Annotated in this window: 8 protein-coding genes; 5 read left to right on the top strand and 3 right to left on the bottom strand. The window is 65.6% G+C overall.

All coding sequences use genetic code 11. The annotated features are described in order from the left end of the window. Positions 1 to 100 precede the first annotated feature (100 nt). Entirely contained in the window at positions 101 to 895 is a 795-nt protein-coding gene (locus NKI15_RS19820) for an SDR family NAD(P)-dependent oxidoreductase (RefSeq protein WP_352513918.1), read from the bottom strand. Positions 896 to 1,072: 177 nt separating this feature from the next. On the opposite strand from NKI15_RS19820, the gene NKI15_RS19815 reads away from it, so the two are divergent. Then, positions 1,073 to 1,537 carry a MarR family winged helix-turn-helix transcriptional regulator gene (locus NKI15_RS19815; protein WP_352513919.1) on the top strand — a complete coding sequence of 155 codons (465 nt, stop codon included), beginning with the start codon at positions 1,073 to 1,075 and terminating at the stop codon, positions 1,535 to 1,537. 29 nt (positions 1,538 to 1,566) lie between these two features. On the opposite strand, the gene NKI15_RS19810 is transcribed toward NKI15_RS19815, so the two are convergent. Further along, positions 1,567 to 2,745: an MFS transporter gene (locus NKI15_RS19810; RefSeq protein WP_023683782.1), complete on the bottom strand. Its 1,179-nt coding sequence runs from the start codon at positions 2,743 to 2,745 to the stop codon at positions 1,567 to 1,569. A gap of 199 nt (positions 2,746 to 2,944) precedes the next feature. On the opposite strand from NKI15_RS19810, the gene NKI15_RS19805 reads away from it, so the two are divergent. Continuing rightward, positions 2,945 to 3,301: an ArsR/SmtB family transcription factor gene (locus NKI15_RS19805; protein ID WP_023683780.1), complete on the top strand. Its 357-nt coding sequence runs from the start codon at positions 2,945 to 2,947 to the stop codon at positions 3,299 to 3,301. Positions 3,302 to 3,324: 23 nt separating this feature from the next. Here NKI15_RS19805 and NKI15_RS19800 read toward each other — a convergent pair whose 3' ends face one another. Next, entirely contained in the window at positions 3,325 to 3,795 is a 471-nt protein-coding gene (locus NKI15_RS19800) for a nucleoside deaminase (RefSeq protein ID WP_023672423.1), read from the bottom strand. A 179-nt stretch (positions 3,796 to 3,974) separates the two neighbouring features. Here NKI15_RS19800 and NKI15_RS19795 point away from each other — a divergent pair, with 179 nt between their 5' ends. The 3 genes from NKI15_RS19795 to carB all read left to right on the top strand — a co-directional run bounded on the left by NKI15_RS19795 (position 3,975) and on the right by carB (position 9,787). Further along, positions 3,975 to 4,751: a metallophosphoesterase family protein gene (locus tag NKI15_RS19795; RefSeq protein WP_352513921.1), complete on the top strand. Its 777-nt coding sequence runs from the start codon at positions 3,975 to 3,977 to the stop codon at positions 4,749 to 4,751. A 229-nt stretch (positions 4,752 to 4,980) separates the two neighbouring features. After that, positions 4,981 to 6,048: an SH3 domain-containing protein gene (locus tag NKI15_RS19790; RefSeq protein WP_352513922.1), complete on the top strand. Its 1,068-nt coding sequence runs from the start codon at positions 4,981 to 4,983 to the stop codon at positions 6,046 to 6,048. Positions 6,049 to 6,283: 235 nt separating this feature from the next. Beyond that, the gene (carB, locus tag NKI15_RS19785; protein WP_352513923.1) at positions 6,284 to 9,787 is read left to right on the top strand and encodes a carbamoyl-phosphate synthase large subunit; all 3,504 of its coding nucleotides are present in this window, start codon (positions 6,284 to 6,286) and stop codon (positions 9,785 to 9,787) included. Positions 9,788 to 9,949 lie beyond the last annotated feature (162 nt).

Genomic DNA, 9,949 nt, shown 5'->3' with positions numbered 1-9,949 from the left:
TTGCGGTCCTTCCCCGCCCCCGGGGGGCCCCCCCCTTAGACTCTCCCCCCAGGCGGGTTCGGGGGGGGGGGGCTGGGTACGCCACGCTACCCCGCTACTCTCAGGCCGCGTAGCGGGCCGCGGGCTTGTCGGCGTGCAGGCTGCCATAGAAGGCCTGCCGGGCGCCGAGGAACGTGTCGAGCTTCCCCGCATCGGCCAGTGCCGGCACGGTGACGGCTTCGCCCCTGGATAGGCCCACAAGCGCGGCATCGACCATATCGTCGGCGGTCATGATGATCTCCTTCGGCAAATTGTCGATGTCGCCACCGGCGAGCTCCCAGAAATCGGTGCGGGTCGCGCCCGGCAGCACCGCCTGCACCTTCACATTGGTGCCGGCGGCTTCGCGGTGCAGGGCCTCGGTGAAGTTGACGACATAGGCCTTGGTGCCGCTGTAGATGCCGCCGAACGAGGTATCATAGGCGAGCACAGAGGCGATGTTGACGATGGCGCCGCGGTTGCGCGCAAGAAGCCCCGGCAGAACGGCGCGGGTCAGGCGGGTCAAGGCGATGACGTTGACCTTGATCATGCGCTCGGCCTCGTCGGCGTCGGCCGTTGCCACCACCTGCTGGCCGCCCATACCGGCATTGTTGACCAGCAGCGTGACGCTGTCGTCGGCTGCGATCGCCTGCTCGACGCGGCGCACATCATTGTCGTCGGCAAGATCGGCTGATATCACGCTGACCTTGCGCTTATAGGCATAACGCAGCTTTTCAGCCAGTTCCTCCAGCCGGTCGGCGCGCCGCGCCACCAGCACCAGATCGTAGCCCTGCCCGGCCAGCCGGTCGGCATAGACCGCGCCGATGCCGGCCGACGCGCCGGTGACGACTGCGGTACCCTTGTTGTCCTGTCCACTCATTGTCCTGTTCCTTTTTTGCCCGGCGAGACAGGTCGATGACCCTCGCCTCGCCCTGATTTCCAATTAGTGGCATATACCACTTTCAGGAAGTAGGCATATACCACCATCTTGTCAACGGAGGCGGCAGAAACTATTTCTGCGACAGGCCGGCAGCGGTTTTGCCGGCAAGGAGTCGTGATGAGCAAGACCGCGCTGCCGGGATTTAGCCTTTGCAACAACGCCACGCTGCGGCGCGCCGCGCGCAAGCTCGGCCGCTTCTATGACGATGTAATCTCGCTTTCGGGTCTGAAGGGCACGCAGTACGGTCTGCTCTATCAGATCCATGTGAGCAACGAGCCGGCGATGGGCACGATAGCCGAAGCGATGGTCATGGATCTCTCGGCGCTCGGCCACACGCTGAAGCCGCTGATCCGCGACGGCTATGTCGACACCTTCGCTGACAAGGACGATCGCCGCGTCAAGCGGGTGCGGCTGACCGACCAAGGCCTGGCCAAGCTCGAGGAGACGACGAAATTGTGGACCATTGCCCAGCAGCGCTTCGAGGCGCTGGTCGGCCCGCAACGAGCGGCAGATCTGCGCGCTATGCTGGATGAAGTCGCGGCGCTGGACTACGACGTGCCCGCGGCCGCCCCTTCAAGCTGAAAGAGCGGCCGCCAGTGATTTGCAAAGGTCTATTCCGCCGGCATGGCGACCGGCCGGGCCGCCCAGCGGCCGGCCAGCACCACGCCAAGCCCGATCAGCGGGAAGATGGCGGCGACCAAGCCGAGATCGGCCGGCACGCCGTAGCGCAGCACGGCGCCGCCGACCACAGCACCCAGCGCCACGCCAAGATAGAGCGCCGAAGCGTTGAGCGACAGCACGATCGGGGCGGCGTCGGGCGCCAGCTTGATGATGCGGCTGGCCTGCGCCGGCGGAAATGCCCAGCCGACCATGCCCCACGGCACCATCATGGCCATCAATGCCGGCCCGGCGAGATGCTGCGGCAGGAAGGTCGGGATGACCGAGAGCATCACCAGCATGACGGCGCTCAGCGCCAGCGACCAGCCGACGGTGCGCGTCGCACCAAAACGGTCGGCCGCCTGGCCTCCGGCTATGTTGCCGATGACGGCGCCGACACCGAAGGCGAGCAGCATGCCGGGCAGCGCAATCGGGCTGAGGCCGCCGCTCTGGATGGCCAGCGGCGCGATATAGGAAAACACCGAGAAGGCGCCGATCAGGGCAAGAGCGGTGGTCAACAGGATCGGCATGACGCCGGGGCGCAGCGCCGCAGCCAGCCGCCGCCTGAGCGGCAGCTTGGTGCCGACAATGCCGCGCGGCAGCCGGTACCACAGGATGGCGCCGACCAGCGCGCCGAGCCCGGCAATGGCAAAGAAGGTCCCGCGCCAGCCGGCTATCGTGGCAACCAGCGCGCCGAGCGGTGCACCCAGCGCAACCGCCACCGTGGTTCCGCCGACGACGACTGCAATGGCCCGCGCCCGGTGGTGGTCATCGACCAGCGCCACCGCCGTGCCTTGAGCGGTCGCGGCAAACAGGCCTGACGACAGCGCCATGATGATGCGGGCAATGAGCAGCAGCTCGAAGGACGAGCTCAGCGCCGCCACCACATTGCCGATGACGAAGAACGCCAGCGTCCACAAGATGACGCGGCGCCGGTCCCATTCGCCGGTCAGCGTTGCCAGGATCGGCGTGCCGATGGCGTAAGCCAGCGCGAAGGCGGTGATCAGCGTGCCGGCGAGCGGAATGGAAATGCGGGCGTCGGTGGCGATATCAGGCAGCAGGCTGGAGATGACGAAGCCTTCGGTCGAGATCGTGAACGATCCGAGCGCAAGCCAGAAGAGGCGCTTGTCCATAGGGCGTGTCCTTAGTTCAAAACTTATTGAACAATTGGACATAACAGGACATGATGTCAATGAAGCCAGGTGAAAATAGCTGAAGCCTGCTGACAGCCCTGTGTCAGGACAGCCATTGGGCCAATCGCGAAACGGACTGTGCATGCCCGCGAAAGATCGACGCGTTGAAATCGCCACCGACTGTGCTTAGTTTCGGGCCATGACTTTGCCGCACCCCAATACAGACCAGATCAGCCTGCCGGTTGTGCTCGGCGTGCTTGGCGACCCGACCCGGCTCGCCATCGTGCGCTATCTCGCCAGCAAGGAAGGCGTGCCGCTGAACTGCAGCCGGTTCCTCGACCTCGGCTCCAAGACCAATCTCAGCTATCACCTGGCCAAACTGCGCGAGGCCGGCGTCACCCGCGCCGAAGTGGCCGGCACCAACCGGATGATCACGCTGCGCCGCGCCGACCTCGACGCCCGCTTCCCCGGCCTGCTCGACAGCGTGATTGCGGCGGCCGGAGATGACCCGGCTCTACCCATCGTCGGCGGCCACGACATCGAAATGCCGGCGTAGCTGGTGCCGAAGTCAGGCCGCTCCTAGCGCTGCCAAAAACCGATATGCGGGGCGAGGAGTTCCTCGTCCATCTCGGGGAAAGGGCCGTGGACCTCGACCGGCTTCTGCCCGGAGCCGAGGACTGTGCGCGACGAGAGGTTCATCGTCGGGTTCTCTGCGTGATTGCCGGTCAGCGCGAGAAGCTTGGTTTCCTCGAAGCCGTAGACCAGCCGGCCGATATTCGCCCAGTACAGCGTTCCCGTGCACATCGCACAGGGCTCGCCGGTTGTGACCAGCGTGCAGGACCAGAGGAAATCCGGCGGATAGGTGTCGGCGGCACGCCGGGAGAGCTCGGTTTCGGCGTGGCGCACGGTGTTGATGTTGCCTTGCCGCATCAGGATGCGATCGTCGGGGCCGACGAGCACGCAGCCGAAAGGATGGTGCCCGTGCGCGGCAGTCTCGCGCGCGACGTCATTGGCGGCGCGAAGGTGGGCAACCATCTGGTCGCGGGTCATCGCCTGTCCTCCCCCGGATGAACTCTGGAGCGGCGTGGACGCTAGCAGATGGAGTGCTTCCGCGATAGGCGGGGCTCCCGGCTGTCTCGAACGATCTCAAGGGCTTGATAATGAAGGCAGGGGCTTGATAACGAAGACGGGCCGCAAGCCTCAACGGGCTGCACCAAGGAGCCCGCCGCATGCGCATTGCCGTTCTCGCCGACATCCATGGCAATGTGCTGGCGCTGGATGCCGTGCTCGCCGATCTAGCGCGGCGCGGCGGCGCCGATCTCACCGTCAACCTTGGCGACTGTGTCTCCGGCCCGCTCTGGCCGCGCGAGACGTTCGAGCGGCTCGAAGCGATCGACCTGCCGACGGTGCGCGGCAACCATGACCGCCGCGTCGCCGTCGATCCGGCCGACGATACGATGTGGGCTTCGGACCGCTATGCACAGGAGCGGCTGACGGAGGCGCAGCGCGAAGCGCTGCTCGCCCTGCCCTTCACGCTGGAGATTGTTCCCGGCGTGGTCGCTTTCCATGCGCGGCCCGACCATGACGAGAAATACCTGCTCGACGCGATCGTCGATGGCCAACTGGTGCGCGCGCCGCTTGCCGCTATTCAGCGGCGGTTGAAGGCGCTGGACCCGGCCTGCCGCGTCGTGCTGTGCGGCCACAGCCACCGCGCGGAACTGGTCCGTATCCCCGGCGGCCCCTTCCTCTTCAATCCCGGCAGCGTCGGCGCCCCCGCCTATGAAGATGACACGCCCCCGGCGCATGTTTCGGAGCAAGGCAGCCCGCATGCGCGCTACGGCATCCTCACCTTGGATGGCGATGGTCCAGACCGTTTCGAGACCATCGCCGTCGACTACGACCACGAAGCGGCGGCGAGACAGGCCGCACAGGCGGGCCGACCGGAATGGGCGCATGCGCTGAGGACCGGCTTCATGCCCAAACCCTCTTGGCAAGGCTCCGCTTGACCGCACGGCTGCGCCCTGCTTCCGCCTCGCGGCACCAAACATCGGACGCATTTTCAGACTTACATGGCCGCGTATCGTCCCTTATAAAACCGCCTTGGCATACGGCGGATTGCTGCCGCAAGGGTAATCGGCGCACGGCCAAATGATGAGGCGCACAATCCGAACCATTTTGCATCGACTGACTGGCGCTCCGCTCCTGCGGGCCCCGTTGCGCATGGGGCTGTTGCTCATGGGCCCGTTGTTGGTGAGCTTGCCGGCGAATGCCGAGGACGCGCCTGCCGACATCGTTTCCATCGTGACCGAACTCGGCCCAGGCGATCTCCTCAACATCCGCGCCACGCCCTCGCCGGTCGGCAGAACCCAGGCGCGCCTGCCGATCGGCTCGAGCGTCAGGAATTTCGGCTGCAACGAAGTGGACGGCCACCGCTGGTGCAAGGTCGAGGAGATCGACAATCCACTGGTCAAAGGCTGGGCGCCCGCGCGCTATCTTATCCCCGACAATCCGACCGTGGTCGAAGTAGACGCCGCGCCGCCCCAGGTGACCGCCAGCGCTGAAGCCGGCGGCCCCGCGCTCGCGCCCGACATGTCGACGCAGCCGGCCGACGTGGCCGCAGCGCCCCGGACGACTGCACCTGCCGCCTCTGCCGCTCCGGCTGCACCCACTCAGGCTCCACCCACCCCGGCTGCACCCGCGCCGGCTCCACTCGACCTGACGGAGCGCCTTGGCGGCACGAATCCAGGCGCGCCGAAGTCCGCCGCCGAGATCGGCAGGACCGCCATGCAGGATGCTTACGGCCTTGCCTTCGCAGCGAATGAAAGTCCGCCGACGGATGAAATCCCTGCCACAGAGGCTCCGGCAACGGAGGCCACAGGGACGCCGGAACTCGCCGCCGCCGCGTCTGCGGGAGCAGCGCCGGATACAGCGTCCGCGCCGGGGGTACTATCCCCGACGCCACGGCCAGACCAGGCCAAAGCTGCGACCGCTACGCAAACCGTTGCACGGCTGGAACCCCCGCCCGCCCCCGGCGCCACCGCCGACATCCCCTGCGCGCGCTATGTCGGCCAGCCGATGACCCGCTGCGCCGTCAACATCGTCCACAAGGGCACTGACAAGGCCGATATCACCGTGACCTGGCCCGACGGCGGCACCCGCGTCATCTCCTTCTCTGCCGGGATGCCGGCCAACTCGGATTCGCCCAGCGAGTTCCGCTTCACAAGGGAAGGCGCCCTCAACATGATCCGCGTCGGGGTATCAGAGCGGTTTGAGATTACGGATCAGCTCGCGCTGGGGGATTAGGTGTCAGGCAGTAGGGAATGGGCAATAGGCGCCTTAACCTCGCTCCTGCCTAATCCCCACTGCCTGATCCCTACTGCCTAATCCCTACTGCCTAGCCTCATTTTCGGGGTTACATCTCCCAAAACTCTTCCCTATAAGGCCCTCCTAGCCTGATACCAGAATCGCAAGCACAACCGGCCGGGTCTTCCCGTCCCGGTTTTTCGTGCAAGCCGCTCGCCGAACGGAACTCACAACGATGCCAAGACGCACCGACATCAAGTCGATCCTGATCATCGGGGCCGGCCCCATCGTCATCGGCCAGGCCTGCGAGTTCGATTATTCCGGCACACAGGCCTGCAAGGCGCTGAAGGAGGAGGGCTTTCGCGTCATCCTGGTCAATTCCAACCCGGCCACCATAATGACCGACCCGGAACTGGCCGACGCCACCTATATCGAGCCGATCACGCCTGAAGTCGTCGCCAAGATCATCGCCAAGGAGCGGCCCGACGCGCTGCTGCCGACCATGGGCGGCCAGACCGCGCTCAATACTGCTCTGTCGCTGCGCCGCATGGGCGTGCTCGAACGCTACAATGTCGAGATGATCGGCGCCGACGCCACGGCGATCGACAAGGCTGAGGACCGGGCGCTGTTTCGCGAGGCGATGAAGAAGATCGGCCTGGAAACGCCGAAGTCGATGCTTGCCAATGCCACCGATGTCAAGAACGCCGACCGCAAGACGCACGAGGCCGAGCGCGCCGCCGTAAAGGCCGAGGCGCCTGCCGACCTCGATGCCGCGCTCGACGCGCTGGAAACCCGCTGGAATCTCGGCGAAGGCGACCGCAAGCAGCGCTACATCAGCCACGGCATGGCGATCGCCGCGCAGGCGCTCGACCATGTCGGCCTGCCCGCCATCATCCGCCCGTCCTTCACCATGGGCGGCACCGGCGGCGGCATCGCCTACAACCGCGCCGAATTCTACGACATCGTCCAGTCCGGCCTCGACGCCTCGCCGACCACCGAAGTGCTGATCGAGGAAAGCGTGCTCGGCTGGAAGGAGTATGAGATGGAGGTCGTCCGCGACAAGGCGGACAATTGCATCATCGTCTGCTCGATCGAGAACATCGACCCGATGGGCGTACACACCGGTGACTCGATCACCGTCGCCCCCGCGCTGACCTTGACCGACAAGGAATACCAGATGATGCGCAACGCCTCGATCGCGGTGCTGCGCGAGATCGGCGTCGAGACCGGCGGCTCCAATGTGCAGTTCGCCGTCAACCCGACCGATGGTCGGCTGGTCGTCATCGAGATGAACCCGCGCGTCTCGCGCAGTTCCGCTTTGGCTTCGAAGGCGACCGGCTTCCCGATCGCCAAGATCGCGGCCAAGCTCGCCGTCGGCTACACGCTGGACGAGCTGGAGAACGACATCACCGGCGGCGCCACGCCCGCCTCCTTCGAGCCAAGCATCGATTACGTCGTCACAAAAATCCCGCGCTTTGCCTTCGAGAAATTCCCCGGCGCGGAGCCGGTGCTGACCACCGCCATGAAGTCGGTCGGTGAAGTCATGGCCATCGGCCGCACGTTCCAGGAGTCCTTGCAAAAGGCGCTGCGTGGGCTGGAAACCGGCCTGACTGGTCTCGACGAAATCGAAATCCCCGGCCTCGGCCACGGCGCCGTAGCTGCCAACCACGCCGACGACCGCAACGCCATCCGCGCAGCGCTCGGCACGCCGACGCCCGACCGGCTGCGCATGGTGGCGCAGGCGATCCGCATGGGCACCTCGCTGGAAGACGTGCACGCAATGTGCAAGATCGACCCGTGGTTCCTCGAACAGATCGCCGGTATCGTCGCCATGGAAGCCCGCGTCCGCGAGCACGGCATTCCGCAAGACGCCGTCAACCTGCGCATGCTGAAGGCGATGGGCTTCTCCGACGCCCGCCTCGCGTCGTTGACGAAGACCGACGCCGAAGTGATTCAAAGGACTCGCGAAAAGCTCGACGTTCATCCGGTTTATAAGCGCATCGACACTTGCGCGGCCGAGTTCGCCTCGCCCACCGCCTACATGTACTCGACCTATGAAGTACCCTTCGCCGGCGCGCTCGCCAACGAGGCGCAGGTCTCCTCACGCAAGAAGGTCGTCATCCTCGGTGGCGGTCCCAACCGCATCGGCCAAGGCATCGAGTTCGACTATTGCTGCTGCCATGCCGCCTTCGCGCTGCGCGACGCCGGCTATGAAGCGATCATGATCAACTGCAACCCCGAGACGGTCTCGACCGACTACGACACCTCCGATCGGCTCTATTTCGAGCCGCTGACGGCGGAGGACGTGTTGGAGATCCTGCGCGCCGAACAGGCCTCGGGCGAGCTGGTCGGCGTCATCGTCCAGTTCGGCGGCCAGACTCCGCTGAAGTTGGCCGATGCGCTGGAGAAGGCCGGCATCCCGATCCTGGGCACGTCACCCGACATGATCGATCTGGCCGAAGACCGCGACCGTTTCCAGAAGCTCTTGCACAAGCTCAACCTCAGCCAGCCGAAGAACGGCATCGCCTATTCGGTCGAGCAGGCCCGCCTCGTCGCCGGCGAGCTCGGCTTCCCGCTTGTGGTGCGCCCCTCTTACGTGCTCGGCGGCCGCGCCATGCAGATCATCCATGACGAGGGCATGCTGCAATCCTATCTGCTCGACACCGTGCCCGGCCTGGTGCCGGAGGACATCAAGCAGAAATACCCCAACGACAAGACCGGCCAGATCAACACGCTGCTGGGCAAGAACCCGCTGCTGTTCGACACCTATCTCTCCGGCGCCATCGAGGTCGATGTCGACTGCCTGTGCGACGGCACCTCGACCTTTGTGTCGGGCATTCTCGAACACATCGAAGAGGCCGGCATTCACTCGGGCGACAGCGCCTGCTCGCTCCCCGTGCACTCGCTGCCTTCGGACCTCGTCGACGAGCTGGAGCGCCAGACGGCTGCACTTGCCCGCGCGCTCAATGTCGGCGGGCTGATGAACGTGCAATATGCGATCAAGGACGGCACGGTCTATGTGCTGGAGGTCAACCCGCGGGCCTCGCGCACCGTGCCCTTCGTCGCCAAGACCATCGGGCGTCCGATCGCGAAAATCGCCGCACGCATCATGGCCGGCGAGAAGCTGGAAGACGCCTTCGCCCATTACGGCGCCATGCCCGACCCGCGCAACCCCGGCCACATCGCGGTCAAGGAAGCCGTCTTCCCCTTCGCCCGCTTCCCCGGCGTCGACATCCTGCTCGGCCCGGAAATGCGCTCGACCGGTGAGGTCATGGGCCTCGACCGCGACTTTGCGCTCGCCTTCGCCAAGAGCCAGCTCGGCGCCGGCGTCGACCTGCCGCGCTCCGGCACGCTGTTCGTCTCGGTGCGCGACGAGGACAAGGCCGGCATCCTGCCGGCGGTCAAGCGCCTCGCCGGCCAGGGCTTCAAGGTGCTCGCGACATCCGGCACGGCCCGCTTCCTCGCCGAAAACGGCGTCGACGCCCAGAAGATCAACAAGGTGCTTGAAGGTCGCCCCCACATCGAAGACGCCATCCGCAACCGCCAGGTCCAGATCGTCTTCAACACGACTGATGGCCAGAAGGCGGTGTCGGACTCGAAGTCACTGCGTCGCGCGACGCTGATGCAGAAGGTACCGTATTACACGACGCTGTCAGGCGCTGCGGCGGTGGCGGAAGCGATTGCGGCGCTGAAGGCAGGGAGCCTGGAGGTTCGGCCGCTGCAGGAGTATTTTGCTTAGGCGATTAGCTAATCTCCCTCCTTGTGGGGGAGATGGCCGGCAGGCCAGAGGGGGCGCTGTCCCGCCGACGTGGCTCTCAACCGTCGTAGTGCAATACTACTGACCATCTTGGACAAACAATCAGAAATCGTACCGTCTCGCGCTGGGGCAACTCGGCGTCAC

Origin of the sequence: Mesorhizobium sp. M0862 (assembly GCF_040319795.1) — a bacterium.
Classification (GTDB): Bacteria; Pseudomonadota; Alphaproteobacteria; order Rhizobiales; family Rhizobiaceae; genus Mesorhizobium.
The sequence above is the reverse complement of the archived record's forward strand: the minus strand, read 5'-3'. Positions and strand labels throughout refer to the sequence as shown.

Coding starts and splice junctions, on each gene's coding strand:
- NKI15_RS19820 (WP_352513918.1), bottom strand. CDS start 895: ATGAGTGGACAGGACAACAAGGGTACCGCAGTCGTCACCGGCGCGTCG.
- NKI15_RS19815 (WP_352513919.1), top strand. CDS start 1,073: ATGAGCAAGACCGCGCTGCCGGGATTTAGCCTTTGCAACAACGCCACG.
- NKI15_RS19810 (WP_023683782.1), bottom strand. CDS start 2,745: ATGGACAAGCGCCTCTTCTGGCTTGCGCTCGGATCGTTCACGATCTCG.
- NKI15_RS19805 (WP_023683780.1), top strand. CDS start 2,945: ATGACTTTGCCGCACCCCAATACAGACCAGATCAGCCTGCCGGTTGTG.
- NKI15_RS19800 (WP_023672423.1), bottom strand. CDS start 3,795: ATGACCCGCGACCAGATGGTTGCCCACCTTCGCGCCGCCAATGACGTC.
- NKI15_RS19795 (WP_352513921.1), top strand. CDS start 3,975: ATGCGCATTGCCGTTCTCGCCGACATCCATGGCAATGTGCTGGCGCTG.
- NKI15_RS19790 (WP_352513922.1), top strand. CDS start 4,981: ATGGGCCCGTTGTTGGTGAGCTTGCCGGCGAATGCCGAGGACGCGCCT.
- carB (WP_352513923.1), top strand. CDS start 6,284: ATGCCAAGACGCACCGACATCAAGTCGATCCTGATCATCGGGGCCGGC.